Raw genomic sequence first — 25,144 nt, forward strand, 5'->3', positions numbered from 1 at the left:
CGTGAGATCAACCGGTTAAAATAATATGAGACAAGCTATATACGATTGTGCTTTTCACTTAAGATTTTTGGCTTTGTTAAAGCTCAAGTTTAACAAGGGTCCAAGTTTTAAATTTAAAGAGTAAGGATAAACGTATAGTAAAAGCTGGTTGAAAGGATGGTAAAAGAATGAGCGAATTATGGTACACAGAAAAACAAACAAAGAATTTTGGAATTACGTTAAAAGTAAAACAAACGTTACATACAGAACAAACTGATTTTCAATATTTAGAAATGGTTGAAACAGAAGAGTTTGGTAACATGCTTTTCCTAGACGGAATGGTTATGACATCTCAAAAAGATGAATTTGTTTATCACGAAATGGTAGCTCATGTACCTTTATTTACACACCCAAACCCTGAAAATGTACTTGTTGTTGGTGGTGGAGACGGAGGAGTTATTCGTGAAGTTCTTAAACACCCTCAAGTAAAAAAAGCAACACTTGTTGATATCGATGGTAAGGTTATTGAGTATTCGAAGAAATTCCTACCTGAAATTGCAGGGAAGCTAGATGATCCACGTGTTGATGTAAAAGTGGGCGATGGCTTCATGCATATTGCAGAAAGTGAAAATGAATATGACGTGATTATGGTAGATTCTACAGAGCCAATGGGACCCGCAGTTAACTTATTCACAAAAGGATTTTATGCTGGTATTTCAAAAGCCCTAAAAGAAGATGGTGTATTTGTTGCACAAACGGACAACCCATGGTTCACACCAGAGCTTATTACAAATGTTCAACGTGATGTGAAGGAAATCTTCCCGATTACACGTCTTTATACAGCAAACATCCCAACGTATCCAAGTGGATTATGGACTTTCACAATCGGATCAAAAAAACACGATCCACTAGAAGTAAGTGAAGACCGTTTCCACGAAATCGAAACAAAATACTACACAAAAGAACTTCACAAAGCATGCTTTGTATTACCGAAGTTTGTAAGTGATTTGATTAAATAAGAAAAGTGAAATCGTTAGTTCAGCCCCGACAAGATTTAGGAACTTAAGACCTCGAGGGGCTAGGCGATGAAGCTAGCCAAATAGACAAGCGTAATCGCCTGATCAGCCTCGGACAAGCTTAAGAGGCTCAAGAATTGAAATGCAATGTAAACAAAACAAAATAGATGAAATGAAGTGAGGGGTCTTTCTCTCACTTTTTTTAAAGAACGGAGGAAGTTTTGTGAAATTTGATGAAGCATATTCAGGTAATGTATTTATAAAAAGTCACCCTAATTATGAGGAAAGTGAAGCAGTAATTTATGGTATGCCAATGGATTGGACAGTTAGTTATCGTCCAGGCTCTCGTTTTGGTCCATCAAGAATACGTGAAGTTTCAATTGGACTTGAAGAATATAGTCCATATTTGGATAAAGAGCTTGATGAAGTGAAATACTTTGATGCTGGAGATATTCCCCTTCCATTTGGTAATCCACAAAAAAGTATTGAATTGATTGAAGAATATATCGATTCTTTATTAAAGGATGACAAGTATCCGTTAGGAATGGGTGGAGAGCATTTAGTATCATGGCCGGTCATGAAGGCAATGTACAAAAAATATCCTGATCTAGCAATCATTCATATGGATGCACATACAGATCTACGTGATGATTATGAAGGTGAACCTTTATCACACTCAACACCAATTAAAAAGATTGCAAATTTAATTGGACCTACTAATGTGTACTCTTTTGGCATACGTTCAGGAATGAAAGAAGAATTTAAGTGGGCAAAGGAAGTAGGCATGCATATTTCGAAATTTGAAGTTCTTGAGCCTCTTAAAGAAATACTACCAAAGCTTGCTGGACGTCCTGTATACGTAACAATCGATATCGATGTGTTGGATCCTGCACACGCACCTGGTACAGGAACAGTTGATGCAGGTGGAATCACATCAAAAGAGCTACTAGCTTCAATTCACGCAATAGCAGCATCTGATGTACGTGTTGTTGGCTCTGATTTAGTTGAAGTAGCACCAATCTACGACCCATCAGAACAAACAGCTAATACAGCTAGTAAAATTTTACGAGAAATGATTCTTGGTTGGGTTCAGAAAAAAGGATAATGGTATGGGGTCAGACTCTCGGGGTCTGACCCCATTTTCATTGTGACAACCTGTAATATCCTGTAATCTTGAGGATATATTTTGTCATATTTGAAGATGAATAAAAACCTGTCAACCATCATATTTAACTAAAAAATTGGATGTTATCCCATCTATTTCTGAAAACTAGTAACTATTACATAGATTGAATATTTTTATGATCTTATATTTTTCCTGAAAAAGAATAAATACTTATATGTCATTTTTCCTAGAAAGAAATCTACTTTTAATGTTTGTTAAAATCTCCCTCAATTATGACAAAAAACTGCATGTTACGATATGTGCGAAGTTAGAGGAGAATGAGGGAGGATAAACAAAATGAAAAAGAAACTAATAGTATCAATCGTTGCTAGTGCAGCAATATTGATGGCAAATCCTATAACGAATAAAGCGGATGCTGCCTCAAATACGACGTATACAAAGGTATATACTTATAAATCTAGTAATCTGAGCGCAGACCAAATTAATGCTTTATTTGAGAAGTATTTTAAAAATATTCGCGTTCAACAGCAGCCAGTAGAAACACAAAAAGTAGAACAACAACCGGTGACAACACCTATTAAACAACCTGTTCAAAAGCAACAGCCTGCTCAAAAAGAAGACACATCAAGTGAAATAGCAGGATACCAGCTTAATCAATTTGAACAACAAGTAGTAGAATCGACTAATCAGGAGCGTGCTAAAAATGGATTGTCAGCTTTAAAGGTTGATCCAGCTCTGAGTCAAGTGGCACGTGAAAAGTCTTTAGATATGCAAAGAAATAATTATTTTTCACATACAAGTCCGACTTACGGCTCACCCTTTGATATGATGAAGAAATTTGGCATCACCTACCGAGCAGCAGGTGAGAATATTGCAAAAGGTCAGCGTACTCCTGAAGAGGTTGTAAATGCATGGATGAATAGCGCAGGACATCGTAAAAACATTTTGAGTGCAAACTTTACACATATTGGTGTCGGGTATGTATCGAGCGGTAACTACTGGACACAGCAGTTTATCGGGAAATAACGTTAAGAAAGCGGCTAGCTTAAAACTAGTCGCTTTTTTGAGCGCACCTCATCACCGGGGAGGGAGCGCATTTTTTGTTGAATTATGTAGAATTTCTAATATATGGGCTATTTGAGCAAATAAAACCAGAGAAACAGCAAATAAAAAGATTAAATCGGCAAATAAAATCTCTAAAACAGCAAATAAACTCCACTAAACAGCAAATAACAGCTTAAGCAACATGCCAATTTCTTACGGCACCCCAAAATTCAAGTAGAATTCCCCCAAAATCTCTACAATCCCACCTTGCGAAGTTGCAAATCGTTCTTTATACTATTAAAGTTAAGGATATGAATGAAAAGGGAGTGTCGATATGACAGAAAGCACACCTGTTTCAATTAAAGTTGTTTCAGAAATTCATAATGAAAAAGATCATGATATCGAAAAGATTGAAGTGGATACAACAGGAGAGTATATCGAAAAGGGGCGTTCCATTTACCTTCGATATAATGAAAAGCATGAGCTAGGATCTGTGAGAACAACTGTGAAGATTAGCGGCGATGAGGTTGTTGTGATGCGATCTGGTGCGGTGACGATGAAGCAACGCTTTATTCAAGCAATACCAACAGTGACAGACTATGGCACTCCTTTTGGAAAACTACAGCTTCAAACATTTACACATACATTACAATTTGAAAAAACAGAGCTTGAAGATAGGCTCGTTATTTTATATGATTTGCAAATAGATGAAAATGAAAAGCATGTACATAAGCTAATGATTTCGTATAAGGAGGATAACAAATGAACATAGTTGAGCAAGTAAAAGAACGGTTGAAAGATGAAGTGAAAGCAGCAGTTTTAAAGGCTGGTTTAGCAGAAGAATCGCAAATACCTGATGTATTATTAGAGCTTCCAAAAGAAAAAGCACATGGTGATTATTCAACAAATATGGCAATGCAGCTGGCACGAGTTGCCAAAAAAGCACCTCGTATGATTGCTGATGAAATTGTCGCTAATTTTGATAAAGAGAAGGGCTCTATCGATAAAATCGAAATTGCTGGACCTGGCTTTATTAATTTCTATATGAATAATAGCTATTTAACTGATTTAATTCCATCTATCTTAAAAGCAGGAACAAGCTATGGTGAGACAAATGTAGGAAATAATGAAAAGCTTCAGGTTGAGTTTGTTTCAGCAAATCCTACTGGAGATCTGCATTTAGGCCATGCACGTGGGGCTGCTGTTGGTGATTCTTTATGTAATGTATTAACAAAAGCAGGCTATGATGTGTCACGTGAATACTATATCAATGATGCAGGAAATCAAATTAATAACTTAGCACGTTCAGTTGAGGCTCGTTATTTACAAGCTTTAGACAAGGATGCAGAGATGCCTGAAGATGGCTACCATGGTCAAGATATCGTTGGGATTGGGAAAAAGCTTGCTGAAGAATTTGGTGATCAATATGCTAACCAAGCTAGTGAAGAGCGTTTAAGCTTTTTTAGAGAATATGGCTTGAAATATGAAATGGGTAAATTGAAAGCTGACTTAGAGGAGTTCCGTGTACCATTTGATGTATGGTATTCTGAAACATCTTTATATCATAATGGGAAAATTGATAATGCTTTAGCGGCATTAAAGGATAAAGGTCATATTTATGAAGAAGAGGGAGCAACATGGTTCCGCTCAACAACATTTGGTGATGACAAAGATCGTGTTCTGATTAAAAATGATGGATCTTATACGTACTTAACTCCTGATATTGCTTATCATAAAGACAAGCTTGATCGTGGCTTCACAAAGCTTATCAATGTATGGGGAGCTGACCATCATGGTTATATTCCGCGTATGAAAGCAGCAATTGAAGCACTAGGGTATGGCAAAGATACGTTAGAGGTTGAAATTATTCAGCTTGTTCACCTTTATAAAGATGGCGAGAAAATGAAGATGAGTAAACGTACTGGTAAAGCTGTAACAATGAGAGATTTAATTGAAGAAGTTGGTCTTGATGCTGTTCGTTACTTCTTTGCGATGAGAAGTGCTGATACACATATGGATTTTGACCTTGATTTAGCTGTTTCAAAATCGAATGAAAATCCAGTTTACTATGCTCAATATGCACATGCACGTATTTGTAGCATGCTTCGTCAAGGTGAAGAGCAAGGACTTACTTTTGAGGATAACTTAAAGCTAGCTGAAATTTCATCTGAAAAGGAATTTGACTTACTGAAGAAATTAGGCGAATTCCCACAAGCTGTTACAGAAGCTGCTCAAAAACGTATTCCACACAGAATCACAAATTACATTTATGATTTAGCATCAACTTTACACAGCTTTTATAATGCTGAAAAAGTGCTTGATCCAGAGAATATCGAAAAAAGTCGTGCAAGACTTGCGTTAATGAAATCAACACAAGTGACATTACAAAATGCACTAACACTAATTGGTGTTTCTGCTCCTGAAAAAATGTAATAGGAAAGAGACTGGGACATAAATATTTAAGCTAATGATAAACCCGAATTATTAGGTGATAATTCAATTAATCTTTCACCTAATAGTTCGGGTTTTTTGCTTCTGCAATGGATTTTTGATTTTGCATACTTATTCTAAGAACTAGTGGAAAGTGAGTGTCTGCAGCGCAATGGAACGAACTTGTTTCTTTCAGCTTAACTGAATATAGATTTATTCGTCTTATGTTTGTCGCCGATGGCCAGGTACCTTGCGCTTTTTAAATTACCATTGAACTGTGTAACTACTATTCGTAGACGGTGTATTCCAAACATTATTGCTACCAGGCTCCCATGATTTTACAACATTATTTGAGCCTGCAACAACTGCTTTAAATTCATAATAACGATTTGCAGCTATATAAGCTGAACCTCTCCAGTCCTGGTATGTGCTGTTCCACGTTAGCTTGATTTTGTCACCATCGGCATTATCCCACATGCCCATTTCCCAGCGGTTTCCTGTTACATAAACAGTGTCACCTGAAGCGGTTGGGGCATTTTTAACGATGAAATCCACCTTTATTGGCTGAAGAATTAGAATATCTCTAAAACGGTCCATCTCAGCTGTTTTTGTTCCATTTGCATTGACTACATTTGCTAAGCGAAGTAGTGTAAATCCACTAAAGCCCTCATTAAACAAATGCTGTGCTGTATTACGATAGCGTGTTTCACTATAGCTAGCATCAGAGCTTGAAATAGCTAAGGCATTTTCACCATTTAAAACAATTCCTCTTTGTGTAGCAAGATTAGCAATTTGTGTAACAAGTGATTTAGGAGCTGAATAGTATGGGCTTGTATATGCCTGACTATTGTCCATTTCCAAGCAAGTGAATGTTAGGTGAAGATTACTCGCTTTAAATTGATCCAGTATTTTTGCATAATCATGATACCCTGCTGAATATTCAGTTGAATGTGGCATATATGGATCATTCATTTTCCAATGAAGTCCAGCAATCTTAGCCCCTATTGGTACACCAAAAGTAGAGTCGAAGTTTTGATGTGCTTTACTGCTAATTAACGAAAGATGCTTTGTTAAAACACTTTGGTACCAATTCATAAAGTCCTTACCATATTGACTATTATAAGCAGCACCTGACGTGAAGAAATTATCTCCATCAGATGGTGGATTCACTTGACTGAATGATGATAAATTTGTGTTCCAAGCAGCATTCAAGCTACTGATTGTACCATACTTTGCTTGCATATTATTTCTAAAATCTGTTTTTGCTGTTTCAGTATATGCCTGTAATTTTCCTCTTGAAGGATAGCTCCAGCCATCACCAGAAACATATGATGGAAAACGAAGCTCACCAGCTGGTCCACCACTTAAATAGATTTTAACAATGATATCTTTATAATCCGAGAAATTCTGAGCAAAAGATGAGTAGAGCTCATTATATTGAGTTGAAATCACATTTGTTGCCCAAGGTGAGACAGTTTCTTTGTTCACATAGCCTGTTTCTGATTCGTGTGTTAACACATCCTCGCTTGCAAGATTCCAGACCCAGTTAGGAACAGGAATATTACAATCATCACCAACATTTCCACCACATTGGTGTGTCGAAATGATTGGTACCCATTTTAGCCCTGATTCTCTTACAACTTGAGCATATTGACGATAGTAAGACCAATCAAACTGATTATTGCCATTCTTCTCTACATCGCCCCACCAAACATCAGTTGTTAGAGCATATACTCCATTACTTTTTAACGTAGCAAGCTGTTTTGAGAAATCACTCCAATTTGTGATTTTTGTTAAAGGTGCCATCACATATGCTTTGTAATCTGACTTAATATCTGCAGAAGCTGACGGGTTAAAAAATGTTGTTGTTGCTAAAAGAATAATCATGAAACTAATGCTTACCTGTTTTAGAAACTTTCTCACTGTAACTCCCCCTATTGTAAAATTTTTAAAACGAATCTTGAACTAATTTCAGAAATTAAAGCGCTTCCATTTATAAATAAAAATAAAAGGCTTTATGCGCAATCGATTGCACAATTTTCTGAAATTAATGTCTATCTTTAGAATATATGATAACACGTTTAGCAAACAAGTGATATATGTCCTATATTTCGACAAGTAAAATAGTGATAAATACCTATATTTAGTGAGGGTATCGAAAAAAAGAGACTAACTATAAAGTTAGCCTTACCACTCAATTGTTGCACCACCAATTCGTTTTACACCCCTAATTTTAGAAATATCCTCACAAAGCTTTATAGCAGCAAGGTCTTTTTTCTTAGCTTCAATCATTAAGTCAACGTTTGCATTGTGGTTTTTTAAAAATAATAATAATGGCATAAGAAATTCAGCATCCACATAATCTGCGTGGCTTCTAAATTCCTTTTCTGTTTTAGGTGATGACACGTGAATTTTTGGATGAAGACCAACAAAAGACCAGGTGTCAAAAATTTCTGGCAACAGCTCTTCGAAATTTTCATCTTCATCTTTATTTGCAATGTAATGGTGATAATCAAATAGCATCGGAATTTTTTCTTTTTGACAAATCTTCAATGTTTCTGTTGTTGTATAAGTTTTGTCATCATTTTCTAGGGTCATTCGTTTCTTGATCTCTGCAGGCAATTTCTTTATATTTTCATGAAATCGTTCTGTAGCTTTTTCCTTATTGCCATAAGCGCCACCTACATGAATGTTAATAATTGCTTCATCTGCAAGACCCATAGCATCTAATAAATCATAATGATATTGCATATCACCCACAGCATTATCTGTTATATGAGGCTTGTCACTAGTAAATAGCGTGAATTGATTAGGGTGAAAGCTAGTTCTTAATTTATTTTTCTTCACTAACTGACCGATTTCGGTGAGTAAATCCTTAAAAGGTGTACGATAATCCCATAGAACCTCTGGATGTGTTGCAAGAGGTACAATTGATGAAGATAGACGGTAAACTTGGATTTCTTGTGCAATATTGTAATGAATCATACGTAAAGTATGCTCTAAATTTTTTCTTGTTACATATAAAAGCTGATCTTTCCTCTCATTCTCGTCTAGCTGCTTCCATCGCGTAAAGGTTAACGACTTTGCAGGTGAGCAATCCCATAGAGCGAGAGCGTGTGAAACATAACCAAAGCGAATAATCATTTAACTTTCTCCTCATAGAAAATGTGAAATCATTGTTGCAAATCTCTCTTTTATTTTTGTAGTAAGAGGCCTTTTTTCATAGGCGCTATATGTTAATAGCTCAGAGTGCTTCATATCCTTGTGAATTAAGCCACGCACTTTTTCAATAAAAGCCGGATCGTAAATTAAACAGTTCATTTCGTCATTTAAATACATGCTCCGTTTATCGAAATTAGCTGTTCCAATATCACAAAATTTATCATCAATAATAATGACCTTGGCATGAAAAAATCCATAAAAAAACTGATAAATTTCTCCACCGGCTAAAATAAGCGGCCCAAAGTAGGGAAGTGATGCTTCCTTTACTAAGGGATGGTCCTTACCCATGGGTACCACTAATTTTACTTTTACCCCTCTTGATAAGGCTTCTAAAAGCTCATTTAAAATCATTTTTCCAGGAATGAAATATGGTGTGCAAATAATAATTTCTTGCTTGGCATTTTGGATAAAATCGATAAAATGATCTTCTAGCTTTTCACCATAAGTCGAAATAAACATATGGGTGCTTTCCCCTTTAGGATGTTTCTCAGAAAATCTAGGTTCGTTAAGATCATTTTCACCTGTAGAATCAAACCAGTCTTTTAGAAATTGCTGCTGTAAATCAATAACACCCTCACCTTTAATTTTAAGATGATAATCTCTCCAATAACCAAGCTTTGGATCTTGACCAATATATTCCTTACCGATATTAAATCCACCTAAATAGGAGGTTTTTCCGTCAATTACGGTTATCTTACGATGGTTTCTAGCTTGAGAAGTATAAAGTAAAAAAGGTAATTTAGGCTTATGTGAAAAGGCAATTCGAACTCCCTGGTTCTTTAAAGCTTGGATTTTTTTCTTACCTAATTTTGAGCTGCCAACATAATCAAGCAATAAACGTACATCTAAACCTTCTTTTGCTTTATCACCTAAAATAGATAAAAATTCATGGCTGATTTTATCATTTTTCACTATAAAAAATAACACATGAACATATGTAGTACTATTTTTAATGTTCTCGAAGTAATCTTTATAAAAATCATTTCCATCAATAAAAACTGATATGTCACTTTTTCTTAGAGGAAATTGGGTGTATTTAGAAGTTAAGAGATGATTTTTTCGACCAGCTTTATAGTCAAAGATCAACCACCCAATTAAAATTGCCACAACGATAGAGCAGATGATTAACGTATTCAATTTGCAATACCTCCTCCAAGTAGTAGCAGAAAATAGAATTGGATCAAAAGAAACGAATTGAATTTTATGGCTGTCAGAATTTATTTTTATTATCTTTAACGGTTACGAAGCTTTTTATGTACATGGCATCTAGATGGAATCGACATAATTCGGGGAGTGACAGGCACCAAAAAAACTATTGACTGAATGCTCATTCATTTATTATCATAGAGGTATAGTTAAAAAGGGAAGAGTTTTAGGGGTAGTGACCATAAAGTATTTTTTTGTTACAACTGGGAGATTGGGGGAAATTGAGATGGATGCACTTTTATGGGTGAATTTTATTGCGTTCTTAATTGTAACCGCTTACGCTGTACATCTATTTGCTTACTTAATTCGTACAAGGATGGCTTACATTAAGCTTGGAAAAAAGGTTGAATTTGATGGCAAGGTAAAGGAAAGATTCGAAAAGATTTTGGTGAATGTATTTGGGCAGAAAAAGTTATTGAAAGACAAGAAAAGTGGAATTATCCATGTCATGTTTTTTTATGGCTTTATTCTTGTTCAGTTTGGCGCACTTGATTTTATCATTAAAGGATTGATACCTGGTGCACATTTACCATTAGGACCACTGTATCCTGCCTTTACATTTTTCCAAGAGATTGTCACATTCATGATTTTAGTTGCAGTCGTTTGGGCATTTCACCGAAGATATGTTGAAAAACTTGTTCGACTAAAGCGAGGCTTTAAATCAGGCTTAGTATTAATCTTCATTGGTGGCCTTATGTTATCCGTATTACTAGGAAATGGTATGGGACTTAATTGGCATGGTCATGATTTAACATGGTCAGAGCCTATTGCTTCTTCATTTGCATTTTTACTTAGCTTTGTTGGAGAAACAGGCTCGATCGTTATTTTCTATATTGCTTGGTGGATTCACTTATTATTTTTATTAACATTCTTAGTGTATGTGCCACAATCAAAGCACGCACATTTAATTGCTGGACCGGCAAATGTTTACTTTAATCGTGTTTCAAACCCAGGAAAGCTTGAGAAAATTGACTTTGAAGATGAAACACAAGAATCGTTCGGGGTTGGAAAAATTGAGGACTTTACTCAACCTCAACTCATTGATTTATATGCATGTGTAGAGTGTGGACGCTGTACAAATATGTGTCCAGCAACAGGTACAGGGAAAATTCTATCTCCGATGGATTTGATTTTGAAATTAAGAGATCATTTAACCTTCACTGGAGCTGCGGTTACACAGAAACAGCCATGGGTTCCTGCGGTTGCATTTAGTGGGACAAAAGGAAATCAAATCGCAATGATGGCATCTGGTGCTGGTGCAAATGAATCTGCAGCAACAGCTGTTGACTACAGTCCATCATTAATTGGTGATGTGATTACAGAGGAAGAAATTTGGGCTTGTACTACATGTCGTAACTGTGAAGATCAATGTCCAGTTATGAATGAGCATGTTGATAAAATTATTGATATGCGTCGCTATTTAGTTTTGACAGAAGGAAAAATGGATGCTGATGCACAACGTGCGATGACAAATATTGAACGCCAGGGAAATCCGTGGGGTCTTAATCGTAAAGAGCGTGAAACATGGCGTGAAGCACGAGAAGATGTTGTTGTACCTACTGTTAAGGAAATGAGCAAAGCTGGAGAAGAGTTTGAATACTTATTCTGGGTTGGATCTATGGGATCTTATGATAATCGTAGCCAAAAGATTGCTCTTTCCTTTGCAAAACTACTTAACGAAGCTGGTGTGAAGTTTGCGATTCTTGGTAATAAAGAGAAAAATTCAGGTGATACACCACGTCGTCTAGGAAATGAATTTTTATTCCAAGAGCTTGCAACAAAGAACATTGATGAGTTTGTGAAGAATGACATCAAAAAGATCGTTACAATTGATCCACATGCGTACAATATCTTTAAAAATGAATATCCAGACTTTGGATTAGAAGCAGAGGTTTTCCATCATACAGAGTTACTTGCTGAGCTAGTGAAATCAGGAAAGCTAAAACCAAAGCTTGCTGTTGAAGAAACAATTACCTTCCATGATTCCTGTTATTTAGGAAGATACAATGAGGTATATGATGCACCACGAGATATTCTAAAAGCAATTCCTGGTGTTAAGCTTGTTGAAATGGAGCGTAACCGCGACAAGGGTATGTGCTGTGGAGCTGGTGGTGGACTGATGTGGATGGAAGAAGATACTGGCAGCAGAATCAATGTGGCGAGAACAGAGCAAGCATTAGCTGTTAAGCCATCTGTCATTAGTGCAGGCTGTCCATATTGCTTAACAATGCTAAGTGATGGAACAAAAGCAAAAGAAGTAGAAGAGACAGTAAGCACTTATGATGTAGCTGAACTACTGGAAAAATCGATTTTTGGCGAAATAAAAGAATTAGTTTCATAGTTATTTAGAAGAAAAAACGATCATAAAATGAAGAGGGGGGTCAGACCCCCTTTCAAATTTGCGAGGTAATCGAGCGAGCGTTCAGTCATTTATGTAAGCGTTTGCTATTAGATAATATTTTTTTATTTGAGGAGGAAATTAACAATGGCGAAAACAGTGATTTTAAGTGGTGTAAGAACACCTGTTGGAAAGTTCGGAGGCACACTCGCTTCGTTAACAGCTGCAGAATTAGGAGGAATTGCAATTAAGGAAGCTTTAAAAAGAGCAAATGTTGATAAAGACCAAGTGGATGAAGTGATTTTTGGAAATGTGCTACAAGGTGGGCAAGGTCAAATTCCTTCTCGTCAGGCTGCACGTGCTGCTGATTTGCCGTGGAATGTTAAAACAGAAACAATCAATAAAGTGTGTGCATCAGGATTACGAAGTGTGACATTAGCTGATCAAGTAATTAGAGCTGGTGATGAAGAAGTGATTGTTGCTGGTGGAATGGAATCAATGAGCAATGCACCTTATTTATTACCAAAAGCACGATGGGGCTTAAAAATGGGAGATAGTGCAGTAAAGGATTCTATGATTCATGATGGGTTAACATGTAGCTTTACAGGTGTACATATGGGCACTTACGGAAATAGAACTTCAAAAGATTTAGAGCTAACTCGACAAGCACAGGATGAATGGGCATTAAGAAGCCATCAGCGGGCAGTAAATGCACAGGAAGCAGGATTATTAGCTGAAGAAATTGTATCCGTGCCTGTTCCACAACGTAAAGGTGATCCAATAATTGTTGATCAAGATGAAGCGCCACGAAAAGACACGTCTATAGAGAGATTATCAAAGCTAGCACCTGTATTTGATCATGATGGCACAATTACAGCTGGAAATGCCCCGGGAATTAATGATGGAGCAGCTGCACTTGTATTAATGAGTGATGAGCGTGCACAAAAGGAAGGCTTGCAGCCACTAGCAACAATTTTAGCTCATACGGCAATCGCTGTTGAAGCAAAGGATTTTCCTAAAACGCCAGGTCTTGTTATTAATGAACTTTTAAACAAAGCAGGTAAAAGTGTTGAAGATATTGATCTATTTGAAATTAACGAAGCCTTTGCAACAGTTGCACTAGCTGCGAATCAACTAGCTAACTTAGATCCTGAAAAAGTAAATGTAAACGGTGGAGCTGTTGCACTTGGACATCCAATCGGAGCAAGTGGAGCAAGAATCATCATTACCCTTATACATGAATTAAAACGCAGAGGCGGAGGCATTGGAATTGCGGCAATTTGTAGCGGTAGTGGGCAAGGTGATGCGATCATGCTTCAAGTTTGAGGTGAAAAAAAACGTCAATTTTTAAGGGGGAGATAAGGAATGAGTATAGATAAAATAATGGTTGTTGGAGCTGGGCAAATGGGATCAGGCATTGCCCAGGTTTGTGCGATGTCAGGCATAGAAGTTGTACTACATGATATATCAGAAGAAATTGTTGGAAAAGGAATAAAATCGATTGAGAAACAGCTTACTAGATTGGTAGAAAAAGGAAAAATGTCCGAGAATGAGAAAAATGAAACACAACAAAGATTATCAACCTCAGTTAACCTCTCAAACGCAAGCTCCGTTGATTTAGTTATAGAAGCAATTGTTGAAAAAATGGAAATTAAAACAAAGCTCTTTAAGGAACTAGATAAACTAACAGCAGATCATACGATTCTAGCAACAAATACATCATCTCTGCCAATTACTGAAATAGCTGCTGCAACAAATAGACCAGAAAAGGTCATCGGAATGCATTTTATGAATCCTGTACCTGTTATGAAGCTAGTCGAAATTATTCGTGGTCTAGCGACAGCTGATGAAGTTTTTGACCAAATTAAGAATTTAACAGAGAAGATAAACAAGGTTCCAGTTGAAGTAAATGATTTTCCAGGCTTTGTTTCGAACCGAATTTTAATGCCGATGATTAATGAAGCAATCTATACCGTTTATGAAGGTGTTGCCGAGCCAGAAGCAATTGATGAAGTGATGAAGCTAGGCATGAACCATCCAATGGGACCTTTAACTTTAGCTGATTTCATCGGTCTTGATACATGTTTATATATTATGGAAACACTTCATGAAGGCTTTGGAGATGATAAATATCGACCTTGTCCATTGTTACGAAAGTATGTAAGTGCTGGCTGGTTAGGGAGAAAATCAGGTAGAGGCTTTTATACTTATTAAATTGCGATACTAATAGTTTTTTAATTCAAAGGGGTATTTTTTAGAGTGCAAAGTAACGCAAAGGGGTGGATTCGCGTGAATCTACATTTCACAGAAGAACAAATGATGCTGCAAAAAATGGTTAGAGAATTTGCTAAATCAGAAATTGAGCCATTTGCTGAGAAAATGGAAAAGGGGATTTTTCCGAGGGAATTGATAAATAAAATGGCAGCACTAGGTTTAATGGGTATCCCTGTTCCTGAAAAGTATGGTGGAGCAGGAATGGATTTTACAGCATACACAATCGCTATTCATGAAATCTCAAAGGCTAGTGCAACACTTTCTGTCATATTATCTGTTCATACTTCAGTCGGTACGTATCCAATACTTGCTTTTGGAAATGAAAAGCAAAAAGAAAAATATGTAAAAAGACTCGCAACCGGTCAGTACTTAGGCGCATTTTGTTTAACAGAACCAAGCTCTGGCTCTGATGCAGCAAGCATGAAAACACGTGCTGTCAAAAAGGGAGATCATTACCTATTAAATGGATCAAAGATGTTTATCACAAATGGTGGAGAAGCAGATACGTATATCGTTTTTGCACGGACGGGTGAAGGCAAGGGAAGTGAAGGGATATCAGCTTTTATCGTCGAAAGTGACACTCCCGGATTTGTTATTGGTAAAGATGAACATAAGATGGGGTTAAACGGATCACGAACCGTTTCATTAATGTTTGAAGATGCAATGGTGCCAGCAGACAATCTTTTAGGTCAAGAAGGAGAAGGTTTTAAAATTGCCATGGCTAATCTTGATGGCGGAAGAATTGGCATCGCAGCACAAGCACTTGGCATCGCAGAAGCAGCACTAGAAAAATCAATTTTATATGCAAAAGAAAGACAGCAGTTTGGCAAACCAATTTCCGCTCAACAAGGAATTGCCTTTAGGCTAGCTGATATGGCAACAAAGGTTGAGGCAGCAAAGCTACTAGTCTATCAAGCAGCATGGCTCAAAGAAAACAATTTACCATGTGGAAAACAAGCTGCAATGGCAAAGCTCCTCTCCTCTAAAGCAGCTATGGAGGTGTCAACTGAAGCCATTCAAGTCTATGGCGGCTATGGCTATACAAAGGATTATCCAGTTGAAAGATACTTCCGCGATGCAAAAGTATGTGAAATCTACGAAGGTACAAGTGAAATCCAAAAAATAGTGATTAGTAAGCATTTATTGAAATAAGGCTATATTCGTAATTTTGTTTCTAGCCAGATAACGAGGTCAATAAGCTAAAATCTTTCAGAAAGATCATATATGACAGGCCTTTTAGTTCAGTAATCTTTTATATTAGTGAATTAACTAAAATAGAAGATGTTTCAATGAAATCCATTTGATACCTACAGTTTCATTTAAAAGTATAGCTTTTTTCTCTAAGATTATTTTTACAATCAATCATTACAATAAATGTAGTGCAATGGAGCGGAAGAAAATTGACTCCTGCGGGTGCAGAGGAAAGGTCGAGACCCCACAGGCGTAGCCGAGGAGGCTCGACTTCCTCCCCGCGGAAAGCAATTTTCTGAAGCGAAATGGAACGGACTGATTACGATCAAATAATTTTATTAAAAAGCAAAAAGTATTAAAAAAATTCCTAATAAGCATGATAATTTTCAATGGAAAAGGGGAGATACACTATGTTTTTTAAACTATCAGAAGAACACGAAATGCTAAGAAAAACCGTACGAGATTTTGCTAAAAAGGAAGTTGAACCAACAGCAGCAGAAAGAGATGAACAAGAGCGCTTTGATATGGATTTATTTAAGAAAATGGCTGAATTAGGATTAACGGGTATTCCGTGGGATGAAGAGTATGGTGGAATTGGAAGCGATTACTTATCCTATGTAATTGCGGTCGAGGAGCTATCAAGAGTTTGCGCAAGCACTGGGGTCACTTTGTCTGCACATACATCATTAGCAGGCTGGCCTTTATATAAATTTGGATCAGAGGAACAAAAGCAAAAATACTTAAAACCTATGGCATTGGGAGAAAAAATTGGTGCATATGGCTTAACAGAGCCTGGCTCTGGCTCTGACGCTGGTGGCATGAGAACAAATGCAAAACAAGATGGAAATGACTTTGTTTTAAATGGATCAAAAATCTTCATTACAAATGGAGGAATTGCTGATATCTACATCGTATTTGCTATAACAGATCCTTCTAGTAAAAACAAAGGAACAACGGCTTTTATTGTGGAAAAAGACTTCCCTGGATTTTCAGTAGGCAAAAAAGAAAGTAAATTAGGTATTCGTTCATCACCTACGACAGAAATCATTTTTGAGGATTGTAGAGTGCCAAAGGAAAATATGCTTGGTCAACTAGGTGATGGCTTTAAAATTGCGATGATGACATTAGATGGTGGTAGGAATGGAATTGCAGCACAAGCTGTTGGAATTGCTCAAGGTGCTCTAGATGCTGCAATCGCTTATGCAAAAGAACGTGAGCAATTTGGTAAGCCAATCGCTGCACAGCAAGGAATTAGCTTTAAATTAGCAGATATGGCCACAAATATTGAAGCTGCGCGTCTATTAACCTATCAAGCTGCATGGTTAGAATCAGAGGGTCTTCCTTATGGAAAAGAATCTGCTATGTCAAAATTATTTGCTGGTGACATGGCAATGCAAGTAACAACAGAAGCTGTACAGGTGTTTGGTGGCTATGGCTATACAAAGGATTATCCTGTAGAACGCTTTATGAGAGATGCAAAAATCACCCAAATATACGAAGGAACACAGGAAATTCAACGACTTGTTATCTCGAGAATGATTACAAAATAAATGATGCTACGGAAATGAACAGATAATCATAAGAAAAGAGGTGGGGAGGTAGATGGAAAAACGTGAAGTTCTAGCATCTGTAAAAGATGAGAAATTAATAGAGAAACGGCGAAATCAAATGATTAAAGGAGCGGTCACTCTTTTTAAGGAAAAAGGATTTCATCGCACAACAACAAGAGAAATTGCCAAAGCAGCAGGGTTTAGCATTGGTACTTTATATGAATATATTAGGCAAAAGGAAGACGTTCTTTATTTGGTATGTGACACAATTTATGATCAGGTTCATAATCGCCTTGAAGAAAATATCGATACGAAGCTAGGGACGATAGCGAGCCTACAGCTGGCGATAAATAATTATTTTAAAGTGGTAGATGTGATGCAGGATGAAGTGTTAGTCATGTATCAAGAAGCGAAATCTCTATCAAAAGATGCACTTCCATATGTTTTAAAGAAAGAAAATGAAATGGCAGCCATGTTTAAAAAAATTATTGAAAGATGTGTGGAAAATCAGGAATTAACACTAACTGAAGAGCAGTGTGATATGGTGGCTCACAATATTATTGTTCAGGGGCAGATGTGGGCGTTTAGAAGATGGACACTTCAAAAGAACTACACACTTGAAAAGTACATTGAGATACAAACAAAGCTAATTCTACAAGGGGTTGTGGAGAAATAGTCTACGGACACTTTTGGCTTAAGCTTTAAGTGTTACGTAAAACACAGGGGTGGATGTTTATGACAATATCAGAGGTGTATAAGCCAATAAATGATGTTCGATTTGTTACAGCATCAAGCTTATTTGATGGCCATGATGCTTCAATTAATATTATGCGCCGGATTTTACAAGCAAGCGGAGCAGAAGTGATTCATTTAGGCCATAATCGTTCCGTTGAAGAAATCGTTGCAGCTGCAATTCAAGAGGATGCACAAGGTATAGCAATATCCTCTTATCAAGGAGGTCATGTGGAATTTTTTAAGTATATGCATGATCTACTACAGGAAAAAGGTGCAGGACATATTCGTCTTTTTGGTGGAGGCGGTGGAGTTATTATTCCCCGTGAAATAAGAGAATTACATGAGTACGGAATCGCTAAAATCTTTTCTCCTGAAGATGGAAGAGAGCTTGGTTTACAAGGCATGATTAATCATATGATTAAAGAATGTGATTTTTCTACAGTTGAAAATGAGAAGTTTGATCTTGACTTACTAAAGCAAGGGGAACAAAAGTCTGTTGCAAAGCTAATTTCATATGCGGAATCCAAGGTTTCTAAACGAGAATTATCACAAAATGCTGATCAATTTTTAAGACAGATCGAGGATTTTCACTCATCTGCACCAGTGATTGGGATTACTGGAACAGGTGGTGCTGGGAAAAGTTCATTAACAGATGAATTAATTAGAAGATTTTTAAATGAAGTGCCGGATTTAAAAATTGCTGTGTTATCGATTGATCCTACAAAACAGAAAACTGGTGGAGCATTATTAGGTGATCGAATTCGGATGAACGCAATTTTTTCACCGCGCGTCTTTATGAGAAGCTTAGCAACTCGTCAATCAAAATCAGAGCTCTCTTTAGCCATTTCAGATGCCATTTCAGTTGTAAGAGCTGCTGGCTTTGGATTAATCATTGTTGAAACAAGTGGAATAGGTCAAGGTGATGCTGAAATAGCTGAAATCTGTGATCTTTCTATGTATGTGATGACAAGTGAATTTGGAGCTCCATCACAGCTTGAAAAAATCGATATGCTTGATTATGCAGATTTAGTTGTAATCAATAAATTTGAACGCAAAGGATCTGAAGATGCAAAACGTCAGGTACAAAAGCAATATCAGCGTAGTCGTCTTTTATTTGATGAGCCATTAGAAAACATGCCTGTGTATGGAACAATTGCCAGTCAGTTCAATGACTTAGGTACAAACACGTTATTTTCAAAGCTATTAGAATTAATAAATGAAAAAACAAATCAACAATGGACATCATCATTACCAATCGTAAAAGATGTAGAAAAGCAAAATGTCATTATTCCTCCAGAACGTCGCTATTATTTACGTGAAATTAGTGAGACGGTAAGAAATTATCATAAATTATCAGATGATCAAGCTGAAATTGCAACGAAGTTATTCCAAGTAAAAGGAACAATCCAGGCTATTGCAGATCAAGATGATAACGAAGATGCTATGAAAACTTTAGTAGCTTTAAAAGAGCAATTAGAAGGAAAGCTAACAGCTGATTCAAAGGCATTGCTTAATAATTGGAATGACCTAAAGGAAAAGTATGCCGCAGATGCGTTTACAACAGTTATACGAAATAAAGAGATTGTGACTAAGTTAAAAACAATATCATTATCAGGACTGATGATTCCTAAGGTCGCACTACCAAAGTATAAAAATGAAGGCGATATTTTGGCATGGTTATACAGAGAAAATGTTCCTGGGGTATTTCCATATACTGCTGGTGTTTTTCCTTTCAAACGTGAAGGTGAAGATCCTAAGCGACAATTTGCAGGAGAAGGAACGCCTGAACGAACAAATCGACGTTTTCATTATTTATCAAAAGATGATGATGCAAAACGGTTGAGTACTGCATTTGATTCTGTCACCTTATATGGAGAAGATCCTGCATATCGTCCAGACATCTATGGGAAAATTGGTGAAAGTGGTGTAAGTATTTGTACACTCGAAGATATGAAGAAGCTTTATGCTGGGTTTGATCTTTGCGCACCATCTACTTCTGTTTCGATGACAATTAATGGTCCAGCACCAATTATTTTAGCGATGTTCATGAATACAGCAATCACTCAGCAGGTTAGTAAAAAGGAAGCAGAGCTAGGGAGACAGCTTAGTGATAAAGAGTTTCAAGAAGTGAAGTCCTTCACCCTCCAAACTGTTAGAGGAACAGTTCAAGCTGATATATTAAAAGAAGATCAAGGTCAAAATACTTGTATTTTTTCAACAGAATTTGCTTTAAGGCTAATGGGAGATATTCAGCAATATTTTATTGATTATAAAGTGAGAAATTACTATTCTGTATCAATTTCAGGCTATCATATTGCTGAAGCAGGAGCGAATCCTATTTCACAGCTAGCCTTTACCCTTTCAAACGGCTTCACATATGTTGAGTACTATTTAAGTAGAGGAATGGATATTGATTCGTTTGCACCAAATCTCTCGTTCTTCTTTAGTAATGGACTTGATCCAGAATACACTGTGATTGGAAGAGTAGCGAGAAGAATATGGGCTACTGTTATGAGAAACAAATATGGAGCAAATGAAAGAAGTCAAAAGCTAAAGTATCATGTACAAACCTCTGGACGATCTTTACACGCTCAAGAAATTGACTTTAATGATATCCGTACGACATTACAGGCATTAATGGCTCTGCATGATAACTGTAATTCTCTTCATACAAATGCGTATGATGAAGCAATTACTACACCAACAGAAGAATCTGTACGCCGTGCGATGGCCATCCAAATGATCATTACAAAAGAACATGGCTTAACTAAAAATGAAAATCCACTTCAAGGCTCCTTTATTATCGAAGAATTAACAGATTTAGTAGAAGAAGCTGTTTTAACAGAGTTTGACCGAATCAATGAACGTGGCGGGGTACTCGGTGCGATGGAAACTCAATATCAACGAGGCAAAATTCAGGATGAATCGATGCATTATGAAATGAAAAAACATACTGGAGAGCTACCGATCATTGGCGTGAACACCTACTTAAACCCAAATCCACCATCACAAGAAATGATGGATAATATGGAGCTAGCAAGAGCAACAAAAGAAGAAAAAGAAACACAAATTAAAAATCTACAAAATTTCCAAAAAGCCAACGAAGATAAAATCGAAGAAGCACTAAACCAACTAAAAAGAACAGCAATAGAAAACGGCAATATCTTTGCAGAGCTAATGGAAACAGTAAAAGTAGCAAGCCTAGGCCAAATCACAACAGCACTATATGAAGTTGGCGGGCAATATCGTAGGAATATGTAAGGTGCATAAAGTATAAACCGTATTTTATTTGCTGGTGCTAATGAAATTCTACTTTATGATGGATTTCTTCTTTAACTTTTTTAGAAAATTAAATTATGTATAAGCAATCTTTAAGTAAGTCAATTAATAAAGTGAAGTTTTTAAATGTCTTTAGCAGTAACTAATTTAAGGTTGATTGGAGCGAAAGGTGCGAGACTCCTGCGGGTGCAGCGGGACAGGTGAGATCCCACAGGCGCTGTGCGCCGAGGAAGCTCACCGTCCGCCCCGCGGAAAGCGAGCAACCTGTAGCGCAAATCAACCAGCACCATACTTATATTAAGCTTTAATGCTTTTATGTATAATGTCCATTACGTACCATAAAAAGTTGTTTGAACCCATGTTTATTATTCCTACAAGGGAAATTAAGCAGCTTATAATTCTCCTAAAAGCTACCTATTAACTGCAATAACCAATTATCCAAACTCTGACACAAAGGTGCAGAAGCATTTTTGTGTATTTTTTACGTTATAAAGGTGGCATAAACTACTAGAATTTGTTTATAATGAATGGTATGGTTTGTTGACTTTACAATTTGTACATAATGGTAACGAATAATACTAATGTTCTTATTTCTTAATTTATAGATTGATGACCTAGAAAGGGAGTGCCGTATTTGAGTCTAAAACAATTAACAGATGAGCAAATAAAAGAAATGGCAATGGTTGAGGTTGCATATGAACTTTTTATAGAAGGTAAAAAGCCTTATGTATTCAGTGAATTAGTAGAGGAAATAGCAACTTTACTAGGACTTACAAAAAAGCAGGTTGAAGATAAAATAGCTCAATTTTATACAGACATCAATATCGATGGACGCTTCATTTGTGTTGGAGAAAACATGTGGGGACTGCGTACTTGGTATCCATATGAGCAAATTGAAGAAGAAATTGTACCTGTTACAAAACCTAAAAAGAAAAAATCTAAAGCTTCTGATGATGATTTAGAAGAAGTGTTTGACGAACTAGAAGATGATTTAGATTATGATGATCTAGATGATTTCGATGATACAGATGATGATGAAGAAGATGATGATTTCGACGACATTGATGAAACGGATATTGATGACGATGATGATGATCTAATTGATGATGATGACGAAGATTTAGATGAAGATGATGAAGATGACGAGGAAGACGAAAAATAACAGTAAATCGTCTTGACTTTCTTTTTCACAGTAGGTAGAATCTATTTTGGGCTCTTAAAAAGCTATCGTTTGTAATTTTACATTTACAGCTCCCTTTCAACTAGTTTGGAAGGGAGCTTTCTTATTTTGTAGAGAAAAAAATGATGCGGAACTACGGTCTTTTGTCTTATAAAGAGCCGTTTTCCTTTAAATGAGGACAAGCAGTATTGAAACCTTTTTTAGGAAAATATTGCAAGTATATCTCACATTAGCTTAGCACCTCACACTTTACTAATAAGTTTTCCAAATTTATTTTTTAATTTAGTACAAAATAAAAACACATAGCTTCTTTAGGGGGAAGATCATGACAAAGTATATTTTTGTAACAGGTGGAGTTGTTTCATCTTTAGGAAAAGGAATTACAGCTGCTTCTTTAGGTAGATTGCTAAAAAACCGTGGTATGAGTGTGACAATTCAAAAGTTTGATCCATACATAAATGTGGATCCAGGAACAATGAGTCCGTATCAGCACGGTGAGGTCTTTGTAACGAATGATGGAGCTGAAACTGATCTTGATTTAGGTCACTATGAGCGTTTTATCGATGTGAACTTAACAAAGTTCAACAACGTAACAACAGGAAGAATTTATTCAACAGTGCTAAAGAAAGAACGTCGTGGAGATTATCTTGGTGGAACAGTTCAGGTTATCCCACATATTACGAATGAAATAAAAGAAAGAGTGTTCCGTGCTGGTAAAGAAACAGGTGCAGATGTTGTTATTACTGAGATTGGTGGAACTGTTGGTGATATCGAATCACTACCTTTCTTAGAAGCGATTCGCCAAATTAAAAGTGATATCGGCCGTGATAATGTAATGTACATCCACTGTACACTTATTCCATATATCAAAGCTGCTGGCGAGTTAAAAACGAAGCCAACACAGCATAGTGTAAAAGAGCTTCGTAGCTTAGGAATTCAGCCAAATGTCATTGTTGTTCGTACAGAAATGCCAATTTCACAGGATATGAAGGATAAAATTGCTTTATTCTGTGATATTGATACAAATGCAGTCATTGAATGTCGTGATGCTGAAACTCTTTATTCGATTCCTTTAGCTTTACAAGATCAAAATTTAGATACTATTGTGTGTAATCACTTGAAGCTTCAATGTAATGAAGCAGATATGACAGAGTGGACTGAGCTTGTGAAACGAGTGACTAATCTTTCTAAAACAACGAAAATTGGCTTAGTTGGGAAATATGTTGAACTACAAGATGCTTATATTTCTGTTGTTGAAGCACTACGTCATGCAGGTTATGAATATGATTCTGATATTGAAATTAAATGGGTAAATGCAGAAACATTAACAGAAGATACAGTGAAAACTCAGCTTGAGGATGTTGACGGAATTTTAGTTCCTGGTGGCTTTGGCGATCGTGGTGTTGAAGGTAAGATTTTAGCAACAACATATGCTCGTGTAAATAAAGTCCCATTCTTAGGAATTTGTCTTGGTATGCAAGTTGCATCTATTGAATTTGCACGTAATGTAGTTGGGTTAAAAGGAGCAAATTCTTCTGAAATTGATCCAAGTACACAATACCCGGTTATTGATTTACTTCCAGAACAAAAGGATATTGAAGACCTTGGTGGAACTCTTCGTTTAGGTTTATCACCAAGTAAGCTAGTAGAAGGAACTCAAGCTTATGAAGCTTATCAAGATGAAGTTATTTATGAGCGTCATCGTCACCGTTATGAGTTTAATAATGAATATCGTCAAGTGATGGAAGACGCAGGATTTGTATTCTCAGGAACAACACCTGATGGTCGTCTTGTTGAAATTGTTGAGCTTAAGGATCATCCTTGGTTCGTAGCATCTCAATTCCATCCTGAATTTACATCAAGACCAACAAAGCCACAGCCTTTATTCCGTGATTTTGTTCGTGCATCATTAACAGCTGCTGAGAAAATCTAGTACACATTTCTATATATTCTTATATTAGCTATAATCTAAAGAGGCTTGGACATAAGTATTTAAGCTAATGATAGAACCCGAATTATAAGGTGATATTTTAATCATTCACCTAATATTTCGGGTTTTTATTTGTTACTTCAATAGGTTTTTAATTTTGCATACTATTTTTAAGAACTAGTGGAATAGAGCGGAAGGCATTTTACTCCTGCGGGTGCAGAGGAAAGGCTGAGACCCCACAGGCGCTTGCGCCAAGGAGGCTTAGCTTCCTCCCCGGCGAATCTTATGTCTGTAGCGCAATGGAACGGACTTGTTTCTATTAACTCAACTGAATTTAGATTTATTCGTCTTTTTGTATGATTTCTTTAATTATGCCGCCCAAGTCTCTTCTTTTTTGTTATTTACATAGGTACTGGTGAACTTAGAAGGTGTTTCCCGCTTAAAGAAGAATATCTTTATTTATAGGGCTTGGCTATAACGTATCAGAGCTTGTGCATTTCCTCTATTATTATGTTCTACTTTCAAAAATTGATCATAAAATCCAATAATAAGAAACAAAAAATCATTCGTTTCTTTGGCCTATATGTATATGTTTATTACATTTTACGAAACCGGTTTTTATAAATTTTTAAAAAAATCAAAAA

The 25,144-nt window shown here is 36.5% G+C and carries 18 protein-coding genes; 15 read left to right on the forward strand and 3 right to left on the reverse strand.

Annotation, left to right across the window (positions count from 1 at the left end):
- Nucleotides 1-167: 167 nt before the first annotated feature.
- From speE to argS, 6 genes are all read left to right on the forward strand, one after another.
- Nucleotides 168-998 carry a spermidine synthase gene (gene speE / locus JOC75_RS16005; protein ID WP_204955015.1) on the forward strand — a complete coding sequence of 277 codons (831 nt, stop codon included), beginning with the start codon at nt 168-170 and terminating at the stop codon, nt 996-998.
- A gap of 220 nt (nt 999-1,218) precedes the next feature.
- On the forward strand, nt 1,219-2,100 hold the full coding sequence (gene speB, locus JOC75_RS16010; protein ID WP_146949699.1) for an agmatinase: 882 nt from the start codon (nt 1,219-1,221) through the stop codon (nt 2,098-2,100).
- Nucleotides 2,101-2,457: 357 nt separating this feature from the next.
- The gene (locus JOC75_RS16015; RefSeq protein ID WP_204955016.1) at nt 2,458-3,147 is read left to right on the forward strand and encodes a CAP domain-containing protein; all 690 of its coding nucleotides are present in this window, start codon (nt 2,458-2,460) and stop codon (nt 3,145-3,147) included.
- 74 nt (nt 3,148-3,221) lie between these two features.
- Complete coding sequence (locus JOC75_RS16020) at nt 3,222-3,362, forward strand: hypothetical protein (RefSeq protein ID WP_204955017.1); 141 nt, start codon at nt 3,222-3,224, stop codon at nt 3,360-3,362.
- A 137-nt stretch (nt 3,363-3,499) separates the two neighbouring features.
- Complete coding sequence (locus JOC75_RS16025) at nt 3,500-3,931, forward strand: YwiB family protein (protein ID WP_204955018.1); 432 nt, start codon at nt 3,500-3,502, stop codon at nt 3,929-3,931.
- Entirely contained in the window at nt 3,928-5,598 is a 1,671-nt protein-coding gene (gene argS / locus JOC75_RS16030; protein ID WP_204955019.1) for an arginine--tRNA ligase, read from the forward strand. Before JOC75_RS16025 ends, argS begins: the two co-directional genes overlap by 4 nt.
- A 261-nt stretch (nt 5,599-5,859) precedes the next feature.
- On the opposite strand, the gene JOC75_RS16035 is transcribed toward argS, so the two are convergent.
- The 3 genes from JOC75_RS16035 to cls all read right to left on the reverse strand — a co-directional run bounded on the left by JOC75_RS16035 (nt 5,860) and on the right by cls (nt 9,954).
- A complete protein-coding gene (locus JOC75_RS16035; protein WP_204955102.1) occupies nt 5,860-7,482 on the reverse strand; it encodes a family 14 glycosylhydrolase in 1,623 nt (540 codons plus the stop codon).
- A 300-nt stretch (nt 7,483-7,782) separates the two neighbouring features.
- Nucleotides 7,783-8,739, reverse strand: coding sequence for a UV DNA damage repair endonuclease UvsE (gene uvsE, locus JOC75_RS16040; RefSeq protein WP_204955020.1), 957 nt, complete (start codon nt 8,737-8,739; stop codon nt 7,783-7,785).
- A gap of 12 nt (nt 8,740-8,751) precedes the next feature.
- On the reverse strand, nt 8,752-9,954 hold the full coding sequence (cls, locus tag JOC75_RS16045) for a cardiolipin synthase (RefSeq protein WP_204955021.1): 1,203 nt from the start codon (nt 9,952-9,954) through the stop codon (nt 8,752-8,754).
- Between the two features lie 295 nt (nt 9,955-10,249).
- Between cls and JOC75_RS16050 the strand changes: the two genes are divergently transcribed.
- From JOC75_RS16050 to JOC75_RS16090, 9 genes are all read left to right on the forward strand, one after another.
- Nucleotides 10,250-12,364, forward strand: a complete 2,115-nt coding sequence (locus JOC75_RS16050) for a (Fe-S)-binding protein (RefSeq protein WP_204955022.1) — start codon at nt 10,250-10,252, stop codon at nt 12,362-12,364.
- Between the two features lie 144 nt (nt 12,365-12,508).
- Complete coding sequence (locus tag JOC75_RS16055; protein ID WP_204955023.1) at nt 12,509-13,687, forward strand: acetyl-CoA C-acetyltransferase; 1,179 nt, start codon at nt 12,509-12,511, stop codon at nt 13,685-13,687.
- Between the two features lie 39 nt (nt 13,688-13,726).
- A complete protein-coding gene (locus tag JOC75_RS16060; protein ID WP_204955024.1) occupies nt 13,727-14,575 on the forward strand; it encodes a 3-hydroxybutyryl-CoA dehydrogenase in 849 nt (282 codons plus the stop codon).
- 75 nt (nt 14,576-14,650) lie between these two features.
- Nucleotides 14,651-15,787: an acyl-CoA dehydrogenase family protein gene (locus tag JOC75_RS16065; RefSeq protein WP_204955103.1), complete on the forward strand. Its 1,137-nt coding sequence runs from the start codon at nt 14,651-14,653 to the stop codon at nt 15,785-15,787.
- A gap of 449 nt (nt 15,788-16,236) precedes the next feature.
- Complete coding sequence (locus JOC75_RS16070) at nt 16,237-17,376, forward strand: acyl-CoA dehydrogenase (RefSeq protein WP_204955025.1); 1,140 nt, start codon at nt 16,237-16,239, stop codon at nt 17,374-17,376.
- 52 nt (nt 17,377-17,428) lie between these two features.
- A complete protein-coding gene (locus JOC75_RS16075) occupies nt 17,429-18,052 on the forward strand; it encodes a TetR/AcrR family transcriptional regulator (RefSeq protein WP_204955026.1) in 624 nt (207 codons plus the stop codon).
- Nucleotides 18,053-18,111: 59 nt separating this feature from the next.
- Entirely contained in the window at nt 18,112-21,372 is a 3,261-nt protein-coding gene (gene icmF / locus JOC75_RS16080; protein WP_204955027.1) for a fused isobutyryl-CoA mutase/GTPase IcmF, read from the forward strand.
- Nucleotides 21,373-22,024: 652 nt separating this feature from the next.
- Entirely contained in the window at nt 22,025-22,552 is a 528-nt protein-coding gene (gene rpoE, locus JOC75_RS16085; RefSeq protein ID WP_204955028.1) for a DNA-directed RNA polymerase subunit delta, read from the forward strand.
- 343 nt (nt 22,553-22,895) lie between these two features.
- A complete protein-coding gene (locus JOC75_RS16090) occupies nt 22,896-24,503 on the forward strand; it encodes a CTP synthase (RefSeq protein ID WP_204955029.1) in 1,608 nt (535 codons plus the stop codon).
- Nucleotides 24,504-25,144: the final 641 nt, after the last annotated feature.

The sequence above is a fragment of the Metabacillus crassostreae genome, from assembly GCF_016908395.1.
GTDB classification, from domain to species: Bacteria; Bacillota; Bacilli; order Bacillales; family Bacillaceae; genus Metabacillus; species Metabacillus crassostreae.